Here is a 22,556-nt window from a genome sequence, read left to right on the forward strand (position 1 = left end):
TTATAGTTCAAAACTCCCTGCGTCCCCCTATCTTCGTGTCAGTCTTAATTACAAGTGTTTATCTGAACTGGATGTTAACAGTTTTTCACTGTTACTGCCTTCTCAGTAAAAGAATACGGATGTAATGAACCGCAAAGACGCGTTCGCGGTAGCGTTGCGAAGCAAAGGACGCGAAGAAAGAAAGGAAGAAGGAAGAAGGAAGAAGATATGTAATCTTACTGCGGGAAGGGAGTAACTGAATTTTTTTTCTGAATTTTTAGTCGCTAATTTTCCAGAAAGTTTAAACCACAGATGTATAGGTAAAAAAGGTGTAGTCTTATTTACTTATATCTAAAAACTATATGTTTGTTATTTCGGTCTTCCATAGATATCGTGTTCCCCTATTATTGTTCATAATATCGATAATTGCAGCATTTTTGTGGAAACATACTTCTTCAGTTAGCCAAAAATTAGTCAGAGCAAACGGGGAACATTCTCAGCAAATTTTCGTAGGTAAAAAGACAAATAATCTCACCTTGACAAAAAATATTCAGAAGACAGTGCTGGAAAATGGTCTCACTGTCTTAACAAAGGAAGTACATAATGCCCCAGTTGTAACGGTGCAAGTTTGGTATAAAGTTGGTTCAGGTAATGAAGAACCTGGAGTAAATGGTGTTGCTCACCAATTGGAACACATGATGTTTAAAGGTACGAAAAATCGTCCTATTCAATTTGGACAATTATTTAGTGCTTTAGGTAGTGACTCCAACGCTTTTACTAGCTACGATCAAACTGCATATTACAATACTGCGGAACGAAACAAACTCAACGCGCTGCTGGTGCTGGAAGCTGACAGAATGCAAAATTTACAGCTTGATAACAAGCAATTAGCGAGTGAGAAGCGAGTAGTTATTTCTGAGTTACAAGGTTATGAGAATAGTCCAGCATACCGTATTAGACGTGCTGTGATGCAGTCCGTTTTTCCTGATCATGCTTATGGTTTACCTACTGGTGGTACTCAAGCTGATGTGGAAAAATTAACTATTGAGCAGGTGCGGGAGTATTACCAAAAATTCTACAATCCTGATCACGCGGTGTTGACGATTGTAGGAGATTTTCAAACTCAACCAACTTTGGAAACTGTAAAAGAGGTTTTTGGTAAAATTCCCAAAAGTCAAAAGTCTTCCCACTTCTCTACTTCTCCACTTCCGCACCGCTCCCCTTCATCTCCCATTGTCTTGCGAGAACCGGGCGTAGGCAAACTGTTACAATTGATTTATCCAGTTCCAGATTTAACTCACCCGGATATACCTCTGCTGGGTGTGATGGACTATATTTTGACTGGGGGAAAAAGTTCTTATTTGTATAAAGTCTTGGTAGAATCAGGTTTAGCTACTGATGTTTCGGCTCGTGTAGTGACTTTGCGGCAATCTGGTTGGTATCATGTTTTGGTGACTGTTCCTGCAAATCAGGATTTGTCAAAAATTGATGGAGTGATCAAAAGCGCAATTGCTAATTTCGCAAAAACCGGGGTGACACAGGAACAAGTTGAAGGCGCTAAAACTCAATTAATAGCTTCCGTAATTTTAAATAGTCGTGATATCACTAGTCAAGCGATGCAATTGGCTAATGATGAGCTAACATCTGGTGATTATCGTTATACAGAACGCTATTTGGAAAATGTCCGCAAGGTAAAAGCGGCAGATATTGTAGCTGTGATTGACAAATATCTGAAGTCAGAAATGGGAACTGTGGGATTTTTTGAGCCAGATCAAAAGTCTTCAAAAGCAGTTAATCATCAAAATGATTCCCTAGCTACTCAGGAAAATTTGACTTCTGGAGTTTCTCTGACTGCTTCTGAGGTGAGGAAGTATTTACCTTCTGAAAATACTGCGACTCAGATTATATCGAACCAAAAACTTCCACAGAAGTTGACTTTTGTCAATGGTTTGCAGGTATTATTATTACCAGATCAAAGTAGTCCGACGGTGACTTTGAGTGGCTATATCAAAGCTGGGAAAGAATTTGATCCACATGACAAAGCTGGATTAGCGGCTTTGGTAGCAGATAACTTGATGAATGGCACGAAAACGAAAGATACTTTAGATATTGCCAAAGTTTTAGCAGCAAGGGGTGCAAGTCTGGATTTTACAGCGCAGCGTCAAGGTGTGCGAATTCAGGGTAAGAGTTTAGCTGAGGATTTCCCGATTTTGCTGGGGACTTTGGCTGATGTTCTGAAAAATAGTACATTTAATGCTGGGGATTTAGAACTAACTCGTCAACAAGCTTTAAGTCGGGTTGATGTGGAATTGGATGATCCTGATGAAGTGGCTAACAGAACTTTCATACAATCTATTTATCCGCCTAATCATCCTTTACATAGTTTTGCCACTAAAGAAAGTCTACAGAAAATTACACGTGATGATGTGATTGCTTTCAAGTCTCGACATTATCGCCCAGATACGACAATATTAGCACTGGTGGGAGATTTTGATTTCGAGAAAGTGCGTTCGCTCATCGAAACTCAGTTTGGTGATTGGCACGTGAGCGGAAATCCACCAACATTACAATATCCGCAAGTGGTAATTCGGGATCAAGGAATGCGTGTTAATCCGTTTCTTCCTGGTAAAGCCCAAGCGGTGACATATATGGGTTATACAAGTATTAAACGGGAAGATGCTAGGTTTTATCAAGCTTTAGTGTTGAATCAAATTTTGGGAGGTGACACCTTATCTAGTAGACTGGGAGCAGAAGTGCGCGATCGCTTGGGTTTGACTTACGGAATTTACAGCAACTTCCAAACTGGAAAGAATGCGGGGACGTTTTTGATTGAAATGCAAACCAATCCAGAAGATACTAATAAAGCGATCGCTAGTACTCGTAAACTTCTCAAGCAACTACATCAGCAAGGTGTGACTCAACTAGAAGTAGAAAACGCTCAACGCACCCTGATTAGTAACTATCATATTTCCCTCGCTAAACCAGAAGAATTAACAGATACGATTGTTATGAACGAGGTATATGGACTAGACACAATAGAATTGCAGTCTTTTGTCCAAAAAATCCAGAAAGTTACCCAGGCTGAAGTTAATCAAGCAGCCCGTGAGTTAATCCACCCTGATAAAATAGTGGTAGTAACAGCAGGTTCAGCAATTATGGCAGAGCAGAGATGAGGTGATTGGGAACTAGGGATTGAGGACTGATCATCAGAAATATGCTTAGATAATGGATAATGGTAATAGGTGTTACTGATAGATAAGGCAAGAAATGAGTAGTTTGCTGACAAAAATTTCCAAACATCTATATTCAGTCTTTTGTTTATTGACATTCCTAGTTTGTATCAGCCTCATGGGTGCAACTCCAGCAAGAGCAGCAAATTTATCTGGTGATATCCTCAAACAACCAGCTACAGAAATTAAAGTCAGTTTGGGTAATGCCGCTGGTGAACTTATATTTGAACCAAATAATTTAGAATTCCAGGTAGGTAAACGTTATAATCTCCACTTAAATAATCCTAGTCCTGTAAAACATTATTTTACGAGTAAAGATTTTGCTGATGCCATTTGGACACAAAAAGTTGAAGCAGGAAATGTCGAGATTAAAGGCGTTATTCACGAATTAGAATTAAAACCTGGTGCGGAAGCTGAATGGGTATTTGTACCACTCAAACCGGGTAAATATGGTTTACGTTGTACCATAGCCGGACACACAGAAGCGGGTATGGTTGGCGAAATTGTGGTTAATTAGGGCTTGCTGAATAAAACGAAAACCTAGATAAATCAAGGGATTTAGGAATATGAAAGGCGAGAATGGTGCAAGGAATAGACATTCAACCCATCAAAAACCGAACTGACAAGTCAGCGCTTACGCTATCACTTTTCCTTTCTTCGAGACTATTCTTAGCTGCTTCTGATTCTTCCTCCTGACTTCTGACTCCTGACTCCTGACTCCTAGCCCTCACGAAAAGACTTTTATGCCTACGGCACGCTACGCGAACAGCAAACCCTAATTAATCATTCAGATGGAAGATGGGAACTTATCTATTATTGAAAGCTTCCAACTCGCACTGCTGTGGTTGCAGCTTCAGTGCGGTTCGTTACTCCTAATCTATTCAATACCTGTGTCACATGATGTCTAATAGTAGAAGGACTGATTTTCAACTTTTGGGCGCATGTATTGGTATATCTACCCAACTATTATTAGCTAAATTTGCAGGTAGTTCATATAGAAAAGGTAAACCCATTAAAGTGACTGCGGCTGATGGTAAACAAAGATCACCTGTAAAACCTGTATCAATTACAAATTCAATAGTAAAATCTGGTTGATTTGGCAGACGAAATATAACGTTAACTGTGGGATATCCGTTTTTGATAATACCAGAAATCATCTAATATCACGCTCCATATCACCACAGAAAGAAACAGCAACTTTGTAGCCGATGCGAATACCAAAAAGTCGAGCAAATCTGTTTTTATTTCTGAGATAATGGGCTGATTCTCTACCTGTTTTATCAACTGCATATTCACCAGTTTCTATATCAATAATTACCATCTTACCGATATTTTCTTCTGTTTCCACTTGTTCACGAATACCATTTTCGTATAGTTCCTTGGCACGTTTGCCAACTTCTTCACTGCTTAAAAGAATAGCTTGCACGTTTTTAGTCCTTTTTTCAATACTTATTTAGGATTTCTATCCTTTAATAATACCGAAAATTGCCTAATATCACCAAAATCCTAGCGCAGTGGAGGCCGCTGGTTTTAGACATGGGGGTAAGGCGTAGACGAATTTATGCGTTTATTCTCATTGATAATTAATAGTTATATAGGATCATGATCCTAGTCAAAAACTAGATCAATGTCCGATGCGGTGAACAGAACTACCCTTGTAGAATTACTTAGACAACACAAACCCAGCAGCTTTTCAACAAACTTAGTTTCTAATTTCGACTTCAGCAATAAAAATGCATGGGTATAGGTAACTAAGTACCTTTTTTTGGGCAATTTGATTTGCTGCACCTAGTCAAGTCGCGTTAATTCCTCAATCGAAAGTAACTGTTCTAGGAGATTTATCTTTATGCCTAACAACACCACCACCAGCTACATTACCACCACTACACAAGTCATTGGTTCTACCACCTACAGCTACATCAATGGCTTATTAAGCGGTGCAAGCATTGACACCAACGGCGATGGCATTGCGGATCAAACCATCCAGTACAATAGCGGGCTGACATCGGTCGAAGTTGATCGGTCTTTTTCTGGGGTTGGCACTGATTATGTACTAGGTTTTAACTACTACGCAAATGGTCAAATTTCTGAGATTAATCAAGCTTTCGCGGAAGAAGATATAGATGGAGATGGAATCATAGATTATTTTGTTTTTAATGAAACCTTCGATCAGCATGGTAATTCCACAGGTCAATCAGTTTTTCTAAAAGGTTCCATAATAGGAAATCTAATTCTTGAGTCAAGAACTATCAACAACATTTATGATGCTAATGGCAATCTGACTTCAAAAAGCATTGATGAGAATAATGATGGTACAGTAGAAACTCTATTCACCTACACCTACGATGCTAATGGCAATCTGACTTCACAAAGCATTGATAATAATAATGATGGTACAGTAGACAATCTACGCACCTACACCTACGATGCTAATGGCAATCTGACTTCACAAGGCATTGATAATAATAATGATGGTACAGTAAACGATCTATTCACCTACACCTACGATGCTAATGGCAATCTGACTTCACAAATCAATGATTTCGATACTGACGGTGACGGTATACTAGATCAGGGAAATACTTTGACCTATGATTATGATGCCAATGGCAACCTAACTTCCGAGAGCATTGACATTGGTGCTGACGGTACGGTAGATTCCATATACACGTACACCTACGATGCCAATGGCAACCAAACTTCCGCGAGCCTTGACTTTGATGCTGACGGTACGGCAAATCGGATCTTCAGCTACACATACGATGCCAATGGCAACCAGATTTCAGAGATAGCGGACTTTGATGGTGACGGTACGATAGATTTCACCACTTCATACACAAATACTTACAACATCACTTCAGCTTTATTTGACAACAATACTGACGGTACTACTGATAAAGTTGTCACTTATGAGTACGACGTGGTAACTGGGCAACTAAGCGCAGAACTCATTGATAACAACAACGACGGTACTATAGACAGCAAAATTAGCTACATCTATGATGCTAACGGACAAATAGCTTCGGAAAGCACCGATAGCAACAACGATGGTACATTCGACTCCATCATCAACTACAGCTACGATGCTAACGGCAATCTAATTACCCAGAACCTGGACACCAATGGTGATGGCACAACAGACGATGTTTATAGCTACAGCTACGATGCTAATGGTAAGTTAACAGGCAAAACCTACGACCAAGGTAATAACGGTTCAATTGAACAAAACTTCTCTTACACTTACGATGCTAACGGCCGATTAATCACTGAAAGCGTTGATAATAACAACGATGGTACAGCTGATTTAAGCAGTAATTACACTTACGACGCTGGTGGTAACGTTATCAAAGTGGTTAACAATGCAGTTGTCTCAACTCAAGTAATTATTGGTGGTAGTGGCAAAGATTTATTAACTGGTACTGCTGGTGGCGATAACCTGTTTGGTGGTGTTGGTAATGATGAACTCTATGGCTTAACTGGTAATGACACTCTCGATGGTGGTACTGGTGGCGATCTCCTGGTTGGTGGTGTAGGTGCAGATGTCCTCACAGGCGGGAATAGTTCAGATACCTTCGGCTATGTAGCTTTGAGTGATTCTTTATTAAGTGGTTACGATAAGATCACCGACTTCCAGATGAGTGTAGATAGGCTTGATGGGCTAAATGCTGTTTCTAAGCAAAATGTGTTTCAGGGAGGTACAGTTAGCACCCTGACTGAAGCAGATATTCAAGCGGTGTTAACTACCAGTGTTTTTGCAGTTAATGGTGCAGCTACTTTCACTTTGGGTAGTGGTGCAAGTCAACAGACATTTGTGGCACTCAATGACGGTATTGCTGGTTTCTCTGCGGCTACAGATTCAATTATTGAGATTACTGGTTACAGTGGCAATTTGAGTAATTTTGCTGTTGTGTAATTCACATTGATGTGTCAATTCTGCATCTGTGATTTGTGTCTTTGGACTCACACAGGTGCAGATTTGTGTGTGTGCAGCACATATTTGTACCTCAGAATACTGGAAACTGCTGTATTTATGGTAAATCTTCTATCCAACACAAATGACTAAATAGTTTATCGTTAGATACTGCATTATAAAATCTTTCATCAGCCGTTACCATTTGACAATCATTATTCACCGCTAAAGCTAGATATACACAATCATAAACAGCCTGCTGAACTCTTACGGCAATTTCCAAAGCCATTGGCATTAAAGGAGAAGATAAGCAGATTTGTAAAGGTAATTCTAAAAGTGATTCTAAATCATTTTGAGCATCATCTAAACTCATTTCTCCCCGACGTACACGCTTCCAGAAAATATTCCCAATCTCTGGGAAAAAGAAATCAGGAACTAATAATTGATAATTTGGTTTATTTAAACGCAATGCTGCTTCTGAATGGATTTCCGGTAGTACCCATTTAATCCCTACATTCGCATCGACTACAAATTTACTCAACGGTTTCGATCCTCACGCAAAAGTTCAACACTGTCACTAAAAGTTTTACCTAAATAACGCTGACGTGCAGTATCTATTTTCGCCCACGCTTGTGCTTTCGCTAAGTCTTGATTTACTAATTCAGCTTCTACAAAATTTTCTAGAATTGCCTTGACTTCATCTTCTAAACTGCGATTATGTCTTTGAGCTAAACCCTGTAATTTTTCTAATACAGCAGGATTAATATTTCCTAGTACAACCTGTGTTGTCATATTGCCTCACTATGGCTACAGAGAAAGACGTTAACTGTGGGATATCCGTTCTTGATAATACCAGAAATCACCTAATATCAACAAATCCTCGCGCTGTGGAGGCCACTTGCTTTAGACATGGGGGGTAAGGCGCGGGCGAATTTATTCGTTGATTCCCATTCATAATTTCTACTTATATAGGATCATGATCCTAGTCAAAAACTAGATCAATGTCCGATGCGATCGCCATAACTATCGAAGTACAATGACTGACACACATCATTAAATCAAGCAATTAACCAAGTTTCAGTTGTAGCTAACTTCCCCTCAAAGGCATTACCGCGCCAATCTGGGAATTTTTTGTATGAGCATTAATACTTATTCAATAAAAACAAAACATATACCAATTAATGTCAATAACATCAGCAGATTCCACCCCTTCCTTACAAATTACCGCTTCCCAGGATTTCGCCTCTTGGTTGGAACAGCAAAACCTCAGTCTAGCCTTTACCACCTACCAAACTAACCGCCTTTTTTTCGTCAGTGGCCAAGCTAACGGCAGACTGAAACTACACGAAAGACTATTCGACAAACCAATGGGATTATGTGTAGCCGCAAATCGTCTCTACATGACCACCCGTTACCAAATCTGGGATTTCCATAATCTTCTGGATAGTGGGGAAAAATCACAGGAAACAGATCGTCTCTATGTCCCCCGCACTGCTTACACCACAGGTGATGTCAACGCCCATGAAATAGTATTAGACAACTCCGGAAAAGTAATTTTTGTCAATACCGACTTTAGTTGTTTAGCCACCCTCAGCCCAGACTACAACTTTGTCCCCTTATGGCAACCGCCCTTTATTTCCAAACTCGTCGCCGAAGATCGTTGTCATCTGAATGGGTTAGCAATGGTAGAAGGCAAACCCGCTTATGTCACCGCCTGTAGTACCACAGATACAGCCGCCGGGTGGCGGAATCATCGCCTCAATGGCGGAGTTGTCATCGACGTTGCCCAAAATGAAATCATCGCCACAGGCTTATCCATGCCCCATTCTCCCCGTTGGTATCAGGGGAAATTATGGTTACTCAATTCTGGCACAGGGGAATTTGGCTACATCCAAGATCATAAATTCCATCCCATCACCTTCTGCCCTGGATTTGTGCGTGGATTAGCCTTTTGGCAAAACTTCGCCTTTGTGGGACTATCTCAATTACGTTCCCAGAGTTTCACCGGCTTAACCCTAGAAAAACGCCTCATGTCCGAGGGAAATCGTCCCCAATCTGGGTTAATCGTAATTGACTTACAAACAGGTGAACCCCTGCACTGGCTATATTTTCAGAGCGTCATTGAAGAACTATTTGATGTCGTAGTTCTGCCCGGAGTCCGACAACCCCAACTCATTGGCTTACAAGAAGAAGAAATACAGCGTCTAGTTACATTTCCCAACAGTGGCGGCATTGTCACCACCAAACCCACCGCCAAGCGTCCCAGTAAGGGCGCAACTCCACCTGTTGCTGGTTTACCGACCTCACCCCCAGCCCCTCTCCTGCAAGGAGAGGGGAGTAATAGGGATATCTCATCTCAAACCCTACAAGCAGAGGGGAGTATTACTCCCCCCTTCCCTACTAGGGAAGGGGGGCAGGGGGGGTTAGGTCAAACCGTCCGTTACCAACGGGTGTATCACCTGAATACTAGCAATGCCCTCACCTACAATCACCTCACCTATCCCAGCCTGCAAAAACGCTGGCAAACTCAACCGCCCCAAGGCGAATTAACTGGGCTTTCTGCTTCCCTAGACGGTGCAATAGTCGGCTTTGCCATCAGCGAACGCTTAAACCCACAACAAGCCGAAATCATCTCCCTATTCGTCTTACCCGAATACCGTAATCAAGGAATTGGCACAAAGTTACTCGCCTATTTAGAACGAGAATTAGCCCAACAGGGATGTGTTGAAATCATCCTCAGCTATTCAACCAGTACACTCACCAATGTCGCTTTAGAACCGCTACTGCAAAAGCTACATTGGCAACCACCCCAAATTAACTTGGTGCTAGGCAAAACCGCCACAGAAAAAATTGCCCAAGCACCTTGGTTAAACAAGTATCCCCTACCTCCAGCCTTTGAGGTGTTTCCTTGGTTAGATGCCGGTTTATCCCTGCCGCCTAATGTCGAGGCACACCGCTTAGAACCCCTAAATAGCTTGGGATTGCGCTATCGGGGGGAGGTAATTGGTTGGGTGTTAACCCATCGGGTAGCACCTGACACAATTCGCTACACCACTATTTCAATTGCGGAAGCATTTGAGAAGCGGGGGCGAGGGGTTTCGCTGTTAGCTGAAGCGATTCATCGTCAAGTTAACAGTGGTGTTCCCTACCTCACGGGTTCGGTTTCTTACCGTTATCCGCGTTTGTTGCAGTTTGTCGAACGACACCTGACACCCTATTTAACTGGGGTAGGGGAAGTGCGACAAACGAGTAAGTTGATTAACCCTACACTTGAATCAAGAGAAAACTAACATGACTGAACCGAATTTTAACGCCCCAATCACCAACCCCTTCGGAATAACGGATGTGGGGGGTGTTGCGTCACCGACCTTTGCCGATATTGATGGCGATGGGGACTTAGATGCTTTTGTGGGTAATATTAATGGCAATACCCTGTTCTACCGCAACAGTGGAACTGTCGCGGCTCCCATCTTCACCTTGGAAGCCACCAATCCCTTCGGACTGACAAATGTGGGAAATTATGCTGCACCCACCTTTGCCGATATTGATGAGGATGGGGACTTAGATGCTTTTGTGGGTAATTTTGGCGGCGATACCCTGTTCTACCGCAACAGTGGAACTGCCACGGCTCCCACCTTCACCCTGGAAGCCACCAATCCCTTTGGACTAACAGATGTGGGACTTTCTGCTGCACCCACCTTAGCCGATATTGATGGGGATGGGGACTTGGATGCTTTTGTGGGTAATATTAATGGCAATACCCTGTTCTACCGCAACAGTGGAACTGTCGCGGCTCCCATCTTCACCTTGGAAGCCACCAATCCCTTCGGACTGACGAATGTGGGGTTTTATGCGAAACCCACCCTTGCCGATATCGATGGCGATGGGGACTTGGATGCTTTTGTGGGTAATCAGCAGGGCAATACCCTGTTCTACCGCAACAGTGGAACTGCCACGGCTCCCGCCTTCACGCTGGAAGCCACCAACCCCTTCGGACTGGCGGATGTGGGGTATAATGCTGCACCCACCTTTGCCGATCTCGATGGGGATGGGGACTTGGATGCTTTTGTGGGGAATTATGACGGCAATACCCTGTTCTTCGAGAATACATCCGCTACTACCCCAGTCAACAATCCTCCCACCGCCAATAACGACACTGCTACCATCGGCGAAGATACCTCTCTTGCTGGTAACGTCTTAACCAACGACACTGACCCCGATGCGGGCGATATCTTGACAGTAGCGGCTGTAAACGGCGTTGCTGCTGATGTCGGCAACCAGATTACCTTGGCATCCGGTGCTTTATTAACCCTCAACACTGACGGCACATACAGTTACAACCCCAACGCTCAATTTGAATCTTTGGCTGCGGGTCAAACCGCTAGTGATAGCTTCACTTATACTGTCAGTGATGGTCAAGGCGGGACTAGCGATGCTACTGTCACCATTACAATTAACGGCGCTGACGAGATTGTAGGCACTGACCCGAATTTTATCGCCCCAATTACCAACCCCTTCGGACTGACAAATGTGGGTTATGTTGCTGCACCAACCTTTGCCGATATCGATGGCGATGGCGACTTAGATGCTTTTGTGAGTAATAATTACGGCAATACCCTGTTCTACCGCAACAGTGGAACTGCCACGGCTCCCACCTTCACATTGGAAGCCACCAACCCCTTCGGACTGACGGATGTGGGAAATTCTGCTGCACCCACCTTAGCCGATATCGATGGCGATGGGGACTTGGATGCTTTTGTGGGTAACTTTCAGGGCAATACCCTGTTCTACCGCAACAGTGGAACTGCCACGGCTCCCACCTTCACATTGGAAGCCACCAACCCCTTCGGATTAACGGATGTAGGGGACTTTGCTGACCCCACCTTTGCCGATATTGATGGCGATGGGGACTTGGATGCTTTTGTTGGTAATGTTCAAGGCAATACCCTGTTCTACCGCAACAGTGGAACTACGGCTGCTCCAACCTTCACCTTGGAAGCCACCAATCCCTTCGGATTAACGGATGTGGGGAATTATGCTGCACCCACCTTAGCCGATATCGATGGCGATGGCGACTTGGATGCTTTTGTGGGTAATTCTAGCGGCAATACCCTGTTCTACCGCAACAGTGGAACTGCCTCTGCTCCCACCTTCACCCTAGAAGCCACCAATCCCTTCGGATTGACTGATGTGGGAATGTATGCTGCACCCACCTTTGCCGATATCGATAACGATGGAGACTTGGATGCTTTTGTGGGGAATTATGACGGCAATACCGTGTTCTTTGAGAATACATCCGCTAATACCCCAGTCAACAATCCTCCCACCGCCAATAACGACACTGCTACCATCGGCGAAGATACCTCTGTCACTGGTAACGTCTTAACCAACGACACTGACCCCGATGTCAGCGATATCTTGACAGTAGCGGCTGTAAATGGCGTTGCTGCTGATGTCGGCAACCAGATTACCTTGGCATCCGGTGCTTTATTAACGCTCAACGCTAACGGCACATACAGTTACAACCCCAATGCTCAATTTGAATCTTTGGCTGCGGGTCAAACCGCTAGTGATAGCTTCACTTATACCGTCAGTGATGGTCAAGGCGGGACTAGCGATGCTACTGTCACCATTACAATTAACGGTGCTGACGAGATTGTAGGTACTGACCCGAATTTTATCGCCCCAATTACCAACCCTTTCGGATTGACAGATGTGGGACGTTATGCTACACCCACCTTAGCCGATATTGATAGCGATGGGGACTTGGATGCTTTTGTGGGTGAAAATGATGGCAATACCCTGTTCTACCGCAACACCGGAACTGCGTCTGCACCCACCTTCACCCTGGAAGCCACCAACCCCTTTGGATTGACAGATTCGGGGTCTTATGTTGCACCCACCTTAGCCGATATCGATGGGGATGGAGACTTAGATGCCTTTGTCGGTAATGGTGATGGCAATACCCTGTTCTATCGCAACAGTGGAACTGCCTCAGCACCCACCTTCACCCTAGAAGCCACCAATCCCTTCGGACTGACAGATGTAGGGTTTTCTGCTGTACCCACCTTTGCCGATATCGATAACGATGGGGACTTGGATGCTTTTGTCGGTAATGATGATGGCAACACCTTGTTCTACCGCAACAGTGGAACTGCCATGACTCCCGCTTTCACCTTGGAAGCCACCAACCCCTTCGGATTGACAGATGTGGTGGGTTATGCTAAACCCACCTTAGCCGATATCGATGGGGATGGGGACTTGGATGCTTTTGTCGGTAATCTTGACGGCGATACCCTATTCTACCGCAACGGTGGAACTGCCACGGCTCCCGCCTTCACCCTGGAAGCCACCAACCCCTTCGGACTAACAAATGTAGGGAGTTCTTCTGCACCCACCTTTGCCGATATCGATGGCGATGGGGACTTGGATGCTTTTGTGGGTAATTCTGACGGCGAAATCCAGTTCTTCGAGAATCAACCCATTTCTACCCCCACTGTCAGCATCACCGCACAAACTGCCACAGCCAATGAAGGCGGCAGTAACGGTGTCTATCGCGTCACTCGTACCGATAGCACAGGGGATTTAACCATTAACCTCACCCTTGATGGCGGCAGCACAGCTGCAACTGCTGACTATAGCCTCAGTGGTGGTAGCGTTACAGTTTCTGGTAATACCTTAACTGTCACCATTGCTGCTGGACAAAGTTTTGTTGACGTTGACTTATCTGCCATTGACGACATTGCAGCCGAAGCAGACGAAACCCTCACCCTCAACTTAGATACTGGCACAGGTTACACGGTAGATGGTACCAACAATACCGCCACAGTTACCATTGCTGCCAACGATACCGTCGTCACCAACACCAACGATTCCGGCGAAGGTTCCTTGCGGCAAGCGATTCTCAACGCCAATGCCTTTGCAGGTGCAGATACAATTACCTTTGCGGGTAGTGTGTTCGCTGATGCTACACCTGACACCATTATCCTGACTTCTGGGGAATTAGTTATTACTGATGCCTTGACTATTAATGGATTAGGGGCAAGTAACCTGAGCATCAGTGGCAATAATGCCTCCACTGTTTTGCGTATAGATGATGGTAATAGTAGCAATCAAATTGCCGTAGCAATTAACGAACTGACAATTACGGATGGAACGAATAATAATTTCGCTGAAGTTGGTGGTATCTATAACAGAGAAAACCTGACGCTATCCAACAGCACCATCTCTAACAATACTGGGTTCATCAGCGGCATCGTGAATGATGGTGGCATCCTCAGCCTAACGGGAAGCACTGTCTCTGGCAATAATAATGGGTTCGTGAGTGGTATCTTTAACGCAGGATTAGCTACGATTAGCAACAGCACTATCTCTGGCAATAATGGGTTCGCGAGTGGTGGTATCTTTAACGTAGGATTAGCTACAATTACCAGCAGCACCATCTCTGGCAATACATCAGCAGATAGCGGCGGCGGGATCTACAATGGAGGCGGCACCCTCACCTTAACCAACAGCACTATTACCAATAACACGGCAGACTCCGACAATAATGGCAGTGGCAACGGCGGTGGTGTATTCAAGGATGCTGGTACTGTTATTGTTCAAAACACGATCATCGCCGGCAACTTCGATTCTGGTAACGAAGCCCCGGATATTTCGGGTGCAGTCACAGGCAATGGCAACAACCTCATCGGTAGCTTGACTGGCGCATCTGGCAGCATCGGTACTGGTAGCGATATCACCTTTGCCTCCGCTGGCATTACCAATATTAACCAAGTCATCGCCGCTCTCGCCGACAACGGCGGTGCCACTTTCACTCACGCGATAGTTTCCGGTTCGGCTGCTATCAACGCGGGAGACAATACCCTCATCCCTGCGGATGTCACCACAGACCAACGGGGTATAACTCGCACCATTGGCGATACTGTGGATATTGGGTCTTATGAATCACCTTTCATCCCCCCAGTTGCCGCCAACGATACTGCCAGCACTGATGAAAATACCCTCGTCAATATCAACGTCTTGGTAAATGACACCGATGCTAATGGCGACAGTCTGAGTGTGATTAAAGTTAATGGCAACAGCGTCACAGTAAGTACACCAATTACTCTAGCTTCTGGTGCGCTACTTACTCTCAACGCCAATGGCACTTTCGACTATGACCCCAACAGTCAATTTGAGTCTTTGGGTGTGGGTGCTACTGCCAGTGATAGTTTCACTTACACAGTCAGCGATAATGGTAATGGTGGCACTAGCACAGCCACAGTTAGCCTGACTATCAACGGTGTTAATGATGCGCCAACAGGTTCACCCACTGCAACCTTAAGCAACACAGCAGAAGATACTGCCATCAATATTACTGCGGCTAGCTTATTAACAGGTTTCAGTGATGTCGATGCGGGTGATATCCTCTCAGTTACCAACTTAACTGCGACTAACGGTGCATTGGTAAATAACAACAATGGGACTTATACCTTCACCCCAACTGCCAACTTTAATGGTGCAGTTAATCTGACTTACGATGTGACTGATGGCACAGCAACCTTAACTGGACAAACTCAGACTTTCTCCGTCACCCCCGTTAACGATGCGCCAACAGGTTCACCCACTGCAACCTTAAGCAACACAGCAGAAGATACTGCCATCAATATTACTGCGGCTAGCTTATTAACAGGTTTCAGTGATGTCGATGCGGGTGATATCCTCTCAGTTACCAACTTAACTGCGACTAACGGTGCATTGGTAAATAACAATAATGGGACTTATACCTTCACCCCAACTGCCAACTTTAATGGTGCAGTTAATCTGACTTACGATGTGACTGATGGTACAGCAACCTTAACTGGACAAACCCAGACTTTCTCCGTCACCCCCGTTAATGATGCGCCTGTTGCTGTTAATGACAGTGCTTCCACATTCTTTGGTACTACCGTCAACATCGCAGTTAGTAGCCTACTAGCAAATGATACCGATATAGATAGCACCTCGTTGAGCATTACTGGTGTCAGCGGTGCTACTCACGGTACTGCCGTCCTCAACAATAACGGCACAGCCAACAACACCGCAGATGATTTCGTTTCCTTTACCCCAAATCTTCTGTTCTTTGGCAATGCCAGCTTTAATTACACCCTCAGCGATGGTAGCCTGACTGATGCTGCTACGGTGACTGTGGCTGTTGGTCTGAACATTTCTGGCACTAACCAAGCAGATAACCTGGCTGGTACTAGCGGTAACGACATCATCGACGGTGGTAATGGCAACGATACCATCACCGGCGGCGCTGGTGACGATGACCTTTACGGTGGTAATGGTAACGACACCTTGTATGGAGACGGCTTCATGGATGGCGGCGCGGGTAACGATACCCTCTACGGTGGTAATGGCAACGATACTCTCTACGGCGGCGCTGGTGTTGATAACCTTTACGGCGGTAATGGCAATGACCTGGTTTATGGTGGTATTGGCAGCGATACCCTCACAGGTAACAACGGTAACGATAGATTTGCCTTTGCTGCTGGGGAAGGTACTGATACCATTACTGACTTCACTGATGGTAATGATTTAATCGGACTGTATGGTGGTTTAAGCTTCGGGCAACTGAGTTTCTCAGGTAGCAATATCCTGGTAACTTCCACTAGTGAAATTTTGGCAACGCTGACTGGTATTAATACCACGACGCTAACTGCTGCTGATTTCGTTAATCTTTAGTATTTCAGCCCTTTAGGGTTCTGGGTGGGGTGATGGATTTTGTCCTACCTTGAACCATATTTCTGCATCTGTGATTTGTGTCTGATGACGCTAACAGGTGCAGTTTTTATTTTTGGATTAACCGGGCGGTTAGAAACCGCGTCTACACAGGCAAAACCCACCTACGTGGGTTTAAAATCCTTGATTTTTCGTTAGTCCGCGCAGGTGGACTTTGTTTGTGTAGCAGCGAATGGAATTCGCTGTGTTGAGTATAGTGAGAAGACCTGACAAATTAAGCGAAAAATCACGAGTTATGAATCATCAAGGTATAATTATCTGGCTGACAGGTTTAAGTGGTGCTGGTAAAACAACGATCGCTTTGTCTGTTGCCCAAGAACTACAAACACGCGGTTGCAGAGTAGAATTACTTGACGGTGATGTTGTTCGCACTAATTTATCTCAAGGGTTGGGATTTAGTAAAGAAGACCGGAATATAAATGTCCGCCGCATTGGTTTTGTTGCCGATTTACTCAGTCGCAATGGCATAATAGCGATCATTGCAGCAATTAGTCCCTATCGCTCAATTCGAGATCATCTCAAACAAACAACAACTAACTTTGTTGAAGTTTATGTTCAAGCTCCCTTATCAGTTTGCGAATCCCGTGATATAAAAGGACTTTACGCTAAAGCGAGGGCTGGACAAATCCAGAATTTCACAGGTATTTCTGATCCTTATGAAGAACCTTTAAATCCAGATATTATTTGTATTACTGATAAGTTTACTGTTGAACAATGTGTTTCTCAAGTAGTTATTTATTTAGAGAAGCAAGGATATATTTCTATCATCAATCATTAATTAAATTAGACATCTCCAAAAAAGATGGTAGAGACGTTCCATGTAACGTCTCTACAGGGGTTTCAGTATTGCAGGTTTCTCTGCGGCTACAGATTCGATTATTGAGATTACTGGTTTTAGTGGTAGTTTGAATAATTTAGCGATCGCGTAATTGACATTGATGTGTAGGGGTAACATTTCAAATGTTACCTCCTTTGCCTGACATAAACTCCTATTTTCTTTAAACTATTCCCTATTCCCTGTTGATGTTATAGTTGTCAACATTGTTGAGCGATACCTGCGGCGAGCTTCGCGATCGCCCAATCTTCTTGAGTATGTATAACTAATATTCGCACAGTTGAGTCAGGTGTAGCAATATCTACATCAAATGGTTTTTGCTGATTTTTTTCAGGATCTATTTTTAGTCCCAAAAATGACCAAGCATCACAAGCTCCTTGTCTAATTAACGCAGATTTTTCACCCACTCCAGCAGTGAATATTAAGGCATCTAATCCCCCTAAACTGGCCAGCATAGAACCGATACCGGTCTGCAAACGATGTACGTATATATCATAAGCTAATTTAGCACGCTCATTACCTAGTTCAATTGCAGCTAAGATTTCTCGAAAATCACTGGAGATACCCGATATTCCCCGTAATTCAGAAGCTTTATTGAGAATATAATCTAACTTATCTGCTGAGTAATTATACTTCTGCATTAAGTGAATGAGAATCCCCGGATCAATCGCACCAGAACGACTACCCATCATTAAACCATCCAAGGGTGTAAAACCCATAGTTGTATCAATACTCTGACCATTTTTAATAGCAGCTAAGGAACAACCATTACCTAAATGACAGGTTATTAACCGCAATGATGCTAAATCTCGACCGAGAATTTGCGCTGCACGGTTAGCACAATATTGGTGACTAATACCATGAAATCCGTAGCGACGGATACCTTGTTCTACCCATTGATATGGACCAGGATAAATAGCGGCTGCATCCGGTAAAGTGCTGTGAAAGCTAGTATCAAATACTGCTATTTGTGGTACTGAAGAGCCATACTTATTTAGGATTTCTATCCTTGACTTTGATGCTGACGGTACGGCAAATCGGATCTTCAGCTACACATACGATGCCAATGGCAACCGGATTTCAGAGATAGTGGACTTTGATGGTGACGGTACGATAGATACCACCACTTCATACACAAATACTTACAACACCACTTCAGCTTTATTTGACAACAATACTGACGGCACTACTGATAAAGTCGTCACTTATGAGTACGACTTGTTCACTGGGCAACTAAGCGCAGAACTCATTGATAACAACAACGACGGTACTACGGTATTGCTGGTTTCTCTGCGGCTACCGACTCCATTATTGAGATTACAGGTTACAGTGGCAATTTGAATAATTTTGCTGTTGTGTAATTCACATTAATTTGTAAATTCTGCATCTGTGATTTGTGTCTGATGACGCTGACAGGTGCAGATTTTTTTGTGGGAAGATGTGCGATCATCGCATATCACCAATTCCCTATTAAACAATCCTCTTCCATGTCCCCAGTCACCTGTGTTTCTCCAGAGGCACAAAATAAGTTAAGTTAAATATAGATATTTTTTCTCAACTAAGCTAGATAACTAATTGACACTTAGGCAGTCAAGCACCAGCAATTATTAATTTTCCCATGAACATTTTCAGCAACTTGCTTTCTAAACCAGCCCAGCCAAAACCCGAAAAAAGACAACGCCGAGGAATTGAAATTAAATCGCCGCGTGAAATTGAAATTATGCGGCAATCAGCTAAAATTGTGGCAACCGTTCTCAAAGAAATTTCTGAGCTAGTCCAGCCAGGAATGACAACGGCTGATTTGGATGCTCATGCGGAAAAACGCATCCGAGAAATGGGTGCAACACCTAGCTTTAAAGGATATCACGGTTTTCCCGGTTCAATCTGCTCTAGCATTAACAATGAAGTTGTACATGGTATTCCTAGTCCCAAAAAAGTTATTCGGGCAGGAGATGTATTAAAAGTAGATACTGGTGCATATTATCAAGGATTTCATGGTGATTCCTGTATTACAATCGCTGTGGGTGATGTGACTCCAGAAGCTGCTAGACTGATTCGCGTCGCTGAAGAATCTCTCTTCAAAGGAATCGAACAGGTAAAAGCTGGTGTCCATCTAGCGGAAATTGCTGGTGCTATTGAAGACCATGTAAAAGCTAATAATTTTTGTGTGGTAGAAGAATTTACTGGACATGGTGTTGGTCGGAATTTGCACGAGGAACCTGCGGTATTTAATTACAGAACTCGTGATATCCCTAATGTGAAATTGCGTTCAGGGATGACTTTAGCAATTGAGCCAATTTTAAATGCTGGTTCTAGATTCACGCGGATTTTATCCGATAGGTGGACGGCTGTAACTGTTGATAATGCTATATCTGCTCAGTTTGAGCATACAGTGTTGGTGACAGATACAGGTTATGAGATTTTGACTGATAGATCGCAAGTTTAATGTTTTCAATCTGAATTAATTGAGAATGCGATATCTATGGCTAGCGAAGCTATCGCATTTTTATTTATTTTTAGTTATAAAAGATTGCTTAAAAACTCTGGCTTTCATTTATTTTCAATAGATATTTTATCAAGTTTGTGTCTCTAGACATAAGCATCTGAAAATGATAACTTGCTAAAAAGTAGAAACACGTTCAAAGTTCTAATGTTAATAATTCTGAAATATGGAAAAATATAACTCCTGATAGATGTATGAAAATTGAATTTGGCAAAAATAACAATGAATGAAATTGATTTAGCTTTTACCCCGGCTTTAGAGTTAGCACAATTAATCCGTCGTCGGGAATTGTCACCCCTGGATTTGGTAGAAATATATTTAGAACGGATTGAACGCTTAAATCCCCAACTGGGAAGTTATTTTACGGTAACGGCAGATTTAGCTGTTGCTGATGCAAAAGCCAAAACAGAATTACTGACAACCACCTCAGAACTACCACCATTTTTTGGTGTGCCGATTTCTATTAAAGACTTGAACGCCTTAGAGGGTGTTACTTGTAGTTATGGAAATCCAGCATTAGTCAATAATATCCCTAACTACGATGATGGGGTGGTAACACGGATTAAACAAGCTGGGTTTACGATTCTTGGTAAAACGGCAACTTCCGAATTAGGTTCTTTTCCCTACAGTGAACCTACGGGATTTCCCCCAGCCAGAAACCCTTGGAATTTGGAATATACCCCTGGTGGTTCTAGTGGTGGTGCAGCCTCATCAGTCGCAGCGGGATTAAGTGCGATCGCTCAAGGTTCCGATGGTGGTGGTTCAATTCGTGGACCTGCGGCTTGTTGTGGTCTGGTAGGCATCAAACCAGCGCGGGGAAGAGTCACCAAAGCACCTGTAGGCGATCGCTTGGGGGGAATCGCTGTTAATGGTCCAATCGCCCGCACAGTGGCTGATGCAGCGGCTATGTTAGACGTTATCTCTGGCTATGTTACTGGTGATCCTTATTGGTTGCCAGATCCTCAACCCTCATTTCTGTCTGCAACTCAACAAAAAACCGATAATTTAAAAATTGCCTTTAGTACCAGCATTCTTCCCTTGGGTGAAGCTGATGCTAACTGTAAACAAGGGGTTTTGCAAACAGTCCAATTACTAGCACAATTTGGACATCAAATTGAAGAAAAATGTCCAGATTTCAGCGGTTTAGTTGAACCATTTCAAATTGTCTGGCAATCTGGAATAGCCGCAGCAGGGCTGCCAGCAGAAGCATTGCAGCCAGTGAATCGCTGGTTATTAGCTAGAACCAGTTCTGTAGCTGAATATCTGCAAGCAGTTGCCAAGATGCAGATAGTTTCACGGCAAATTATCGCCTTTTTCGATACTTTTGATGTGCTGGTATTGCCAGTTTATTTGCATTCTCCAATTCGCGTCGGTGAATGGGCAAATTTGAGTCCAGAAGAGACATTTGAAAATATTGTTAACTGGGTTGCACCTTGTCCTGTAGCCAATGCAACTGGATTACCAGCTATAGCCATTCCCGTCGGTTTTGATAGTAACGGCTTACCCATGAGTGTGCAATTAATGGGTAAACCAGCCGCTGAGTCTACTTTAATTAGTCTCGCAGCGCAATTAGAAGCCGCTAATCCTTGGATTCAACATCGTCCCGCATTTGCCCTATAATGCAGGCTTCCTTAGCACAAATAGCCCAAATTAAAGTGTTTGCAGACTTAGAAACCACAGATCAACTAAATCTGCAACCTTATACTGTGGTGAAAAGTTATGAAAAAGGGGAGATAATTTTTCATGAAAGTGATTCCTTACCCGCTAAATTATATGCTGTTGCCAGTGGTGTAATTAAAGTTAGTAAAACTGCAACCACAGGTAAAGAAACAATACTTCGCAATTTAGGAACTGGGGAAATTTTCGCCGCACCTGCATTGTTAGGTAATGGCATTTCTCCAGCCACTGTCACCGCTGAAACTGATTGTGAAATTATCACTGTTGAACGAAATGCTTTATTAATAGCAATTCAACAAAAGCCTGATATTGCTTTGCGAATGTTGGTTGTTTTTAACAACAGAATTCAGCAATTACATGAAACAGTTCACGGCTTAGTTTCCGAAAGGGCAATTATTAGACTTGCGAGATTAATTCAATATTTTGCAACCACATCGGGAACCGAAACCACACCAAAAGGTGAAAGATTAAAAGAAAGTTTATCTTATTATCGCATGGCGCGAAGTATTGGGATTACCTATGAAGAATGTGTGCGGTTAATCAAAAGTATCAACTCTACAATTGCCTATCATCGAGGTGGGGAAATTACGATAATTGATCTTCATAACTTAAACGATATTGCCGATGGTAAAATTGAGTAGGGTGGGCAATGCCCAC

Annotated in this window: 16 protein-coding genes and 1 pseudogene; 11 read left to right on the forward strand and 6 right to left on the reverse strand. The window is 43.4% G+C overall.

The features are described from left to right. Nucleotides 1–341 precede the first annotated feature (341 nt). Entirely contained in the window at nucleotides 342–3,152 is a 2,811-nt protein-coding gene (locus tag H6G68_RS17550; RefSeq protein WP_190907794.1) for a M16 family metallopeptidase, read from the forward strand. Nucleotides 3,153–3,327: 175 nt separating this feature from the next. Continuing rightward, nucleotides 3,328–3,726 carry a cupredoxin domain-containing protein gene (locus H6G68_RS17555; protein ID WP_422596320.1) on the forward strand — a complete coding sequence of 133 codons (399 nt, stop codon included), beginning with the start codon at nucleotides 3,328–3,330 and terminating at the stop codon, nucleotides 3,724–3,726. 296 nt (nucleotides 3,727–4,022) lie between these two features. Here the strand turns inward: H6G68_RS17555 and H6G68_RS27910 are convergent, their stop codons facing one another. The 3 genes from H6G68_RS27910 to H6G68_RS17570 are packed head-to-tail and all read right to left on the reverse strand — an operon-like array spanning nucleotide 4,023 to nucleotide 4,635. After that, the gene (locus tag H6G68_RS27910; protein WP_422596322.1) at nucleotides 4,023–4,172 is read right to left on the reverse strand and encodes a LuxR C-terminal-related transcriptional regulator; all 150 of its coding nucleotides are present in this window, start codon (nucleotides 4,170–4,172) and stop codon (nucleotides 4,023–4,025) included. Next, nucleotides 4,136–4,366 (reverse strand): hypothetical protein, encoded by a 231-nt coding sequence (locus H6G68_RS17565; protein WP_190907797.1) that lies wholly within the window; start codon nucleotides 4,364–4,366, stop codon nucleotides 4,136–4,138. Before H6G68_RS17565 ends, H6G68_RS27910 begins: the two co-directional genes overlap by 37 nt. Then, the gene (locus H6G68_RS17570; RefSeq protein ID WP_190907798.1) at nucleotides 4,363–4,635 is read right to left on the reverse strand and encodes a hypothetical protein; all 273 of its coding nucleotides are present in this window, start codon (nucleotides 4,633–4,635) and stop codon (nucleotides 4,363–4,365) included. Before H6G68_RS17570 ends, H6G68_RS17565 begins: the two co-directional genes overlap by 4 nt. Nucleotides 4,636–5,055: 420 nt before the next feature. On the opposite strand from H6G68_RS17570, the gene H6G68_RS17575 reads away from it, so the two are divergent. Continuing rightward, entirely contained in the window at nucleotides 5,056–7,122 is a 2,067-nt protein-coding gene (locus tag H6G68_RS17575; RefSeq protein ID WP_190907799.1) for a beta strand repeat-containing protein, read from the forward strand. A 115-nt stretch (nucleotides 7,123–7,237) separates the two neighbouring features. On the opposite strand, the gene H6G68_RS17580 is transcribed toward H6G68_RS17575, so the two are convergent. Together H6G68_RS17580 and H6G68_RS17585 are read right to left on the reverse strand one after the other, a co-directional pair. Then, complete coding sequence (locus H6G68_RS17580) at nucleotides 7,238–7,660, reverse strand: type II toxin-antitoxin system VapC family toxin (protein WP_190907800.1); 423 nt, start codon at nucleotides 7,658–7,660, stop codon at nucleotides 7,238–7,240. Continuing rightward, nucleotides 7,657–7,911 (reverse strand): FitA-like ribbon-helix-helix domain-containing protein, encoded by a 255-nt coding sequence (locus tag H6G68_RS17585; RefSeq protein WP_190907801.1) that lies wholly within the window; start codon nucleotides 7,909–7,911, stop codon nucleotides 7,657–7,659. The genes H6G68_RS17580 and H6G68_RS17585 overlap by 4 nt, the downstream gene beginning before the upstream one ends. Before the next feature lie 389 nt (nucleotides 7,912–8,300). On the opposite strand from H6G68_RS17585, the gene H6G68_RS17590 reads away from it, so the two are divergent. The 4 genes from H6G68_RS17590 to H6G68_RS27915 all read left to right on the forward strand — a co-directional run bounded on the left by H6G68_RS17590 (nucleotide 8,301) and on the right by H6G68_RS27915 (nucleotide 17,813). Then, nucleotides 8,301–10,409: a TIGR03032 family protein gene (locus H6G68_RS17590; RefSeq protein WP_190907802.1), complete on the forward strand. Its 2,109-nt coding sequence runs from the start codon at nucleotides 8,301–8,303 to the stop codon at nucleotides 10,407–10,409. A 1-nt stretch (nucleotide 10,410) separates the two neighbouring features. Continuing rightward, on the forward strand, nucleotides 10,411–16,827 hold the full coding sequence (locus tag H6G68_RS17595; RefSeq protein ID WP_190907803.1) for a cadherin-like domain-containing protein: 6,417 nt from the start codon (nucleotides 10,411–10,413) through the stop codon (nucleotides 16,825–16,827). A gap of 229 nt (nucleotides 16,828–17,056) precedes the next feature. Next, on the forward strand, nucleotides 17,057–17,662 hold the full coding sequence (gene cysC / locus H6G68_RS17600) for an adenylyl-sulfate kinase (protein WP_190907804.1): 606 nt from the start codon (nucleotides 17,057–17,059) through the stop codon (nucleotides 17,660–17,662). Between the two features lie 67 nt (nucleotides 17,663–17,729). Beyond that, the gene (locus H6G68_RS27915) at nucleotides 17,730–17,813 is read left to right on the forward strand and encodes a bluetail domain-containing putative surface protein (protein WP_422596330.1); all 84 of its coding nucleotides are present in this window, start codon (nucleotides 17,730–17,732) and stop codon (nucleotides 17,811–17,813) included. Between the two features lie 106 nt (nucleotides 17,814–17,919). Here the strand turns inward: H6G68_RS27915 and H6G68_RS17605 are convergent. Beyond that, nucleotides 17,920–18,741 (reverse strand): annotated as a pseudogene (locus tag H6G68_RS17605) (acetate/propionate family kinase); the annotation flags it as partial. 288 nt (nucleotides 18,742–19,029) lie between these two features. Between H6G68_RS17605 and H6G68_RS27920 the strand changes: the two are divergent. The 4 genes from H6G68_RS27920 (at nucleotide 19,030) to H6G68_RS17625 (ending at nucleotide 22,540) form a co-directional block, all read left to right on the forward strand. Further along, on the forward strand, nucleotides 19,030–19,080 hold the full coding sequence (locus H6G68_RS27920; protein ID WP_422596332.1) for a hypothetical protein: 51 nt from the start codon (nucleotides 19,030–19,032) through the stop codon (nucleotides 19,078–19,080). Nucleotides 19,081–19,337: 257 nt separating this feature from the next. Then, nucleotides 19,338–20,165: a type I methionyl aminopeptidase gene (gene map, locus H6G68_RS17615; RefSeq protein ID WP_190907806.1), complete on the forward strand. Its 828-nt coding sequence runs from the start codon at nucleotides 19,338–19,340 to the stop codon at nucleotides 20,163–20,165. 279 nt (nucleotides 20,166–20,444) lie between these two features. Continuing rightward, nucleotides 20,445–21,842, forward strand: a complete 1,398-nt coding sequence (locus H6G68_RS17620; protein WP_190907807.1) for an amidase — start codon at nucleotides 20,445–20,447, stop codon at nucleotides 21,840–21,842. Further along, nucleotides 21,842–22,540 carry a Crp/Fnr family transcriptional regulator gene (locus H6G68_RS17625; RefSeq protein ID WP_190907808.1) on the forward strand — a complete coding sequence of 233 codons (699 nt, stop codon included), beginning with the start codon at nucleotides 21,842–21,844 and terminating at the stop codon, nucleotides 22,538–22,540. The genes H6G68_RS17620 and H6G68_RS17625 overlap by 1 nt, the downstream gene beginning before the upstream one ends. Nucleotides 22,541–22,556 lie beyond the last annotated feature (16 nt).

The sequence above is a fragment of the Anabaena catenula FACHB-362 genome, assembly GCF_014698735.1.
In the GTDB taxonomy this organism is placed as follows: Bacteria; Cyanobacteriota; Cyanobacteriia; order Cyanobacteriales; family Nostocaceae; genus Anabaena; species Anabaena variabilis_A.

What these genes read in the sequence shown, in the direction of transcription:
- H6G68_RS17550 (WP_190907794.1), top strand. Translation starts at nt 342, where the DNA reads ATGTTTGTTATTTCGGTCTTCCATAGATATCGTGTTCCCCTATTATTG.
- H6G68_RS17555 (WP_422596320.1), top strand. Translation starts at nt 3,328, where the DNA reads ATGGGTGCAACTCCAGCAAGAGCAGCAAATTTATCTGGTGATATCCTC.
- H6G68_RS17565 (WP_190907797.1), bottom strand. Translation starts at nt 4,366, where the DNA reads ATGATTTCTGGTATTATCAAAAACGGATATCCCACAGTTAACGTTATA.
- H6G68_RS17575 (WP_190907799.1), top strand. Translation starts at nt 5,056, where the DNA reads ATGCCTAACAACACCACCACCAGCTACATTACCACCACTACACAAGTC.
- H6G68_RS17585 (WP_190907801.1), bottom strand. Translation starts at nt 7,911, where the DNA reads ATGACAACACAGGTTGTACTAGGAAATATTAATCCTGCTGTATTAGAA.
- H6G68_RS17590 (WP_190907802.1), top strand. Translation starts at nt 8,301, where the DNA reads ATGTCAATAACATCAGCAGATTCCACCCCTTCCTTACAAATTACCGCT.
- H6G68_RS17595 (WP_190907803.1), top strand. Translation starts at nt 10,411, where the DNA reads ATGACTGAACCGAATTTTAACGCCCCAATCACCAACCCCTTCGGAATA.
- cysC (WP_190907804.1), top strand. Translation starts at nt 17,057, where the DNA reads ATGGAATTCGCTGTGTTGAGTATAGTGAGAAGACCTGACAAATTAAGC.
- map (WP_190907806.1), top strand. Translation starts at nt 19,338, where the DNA reads ATGAACATTTTCAGCAACTTGCTTTCTAAACCAGCCCAGCCAAAACCC.
- H6G68_RS17620 (WP_190907807.1), top strand. Translation starts at nt 20,445, where the DNA reads ATGAATGAAATTGATTTAGCTTTTACCCCGGCTTTAGAGTTAGCACAA.
- H6G68_RS17625 (WP_190907808.1), top strand. Translation starts at nt 21,842, where the DNA reads ATGCAGGCTTCCTTAGCACAAATAGCCCAAATTAAAGTGTTTGCAGAC.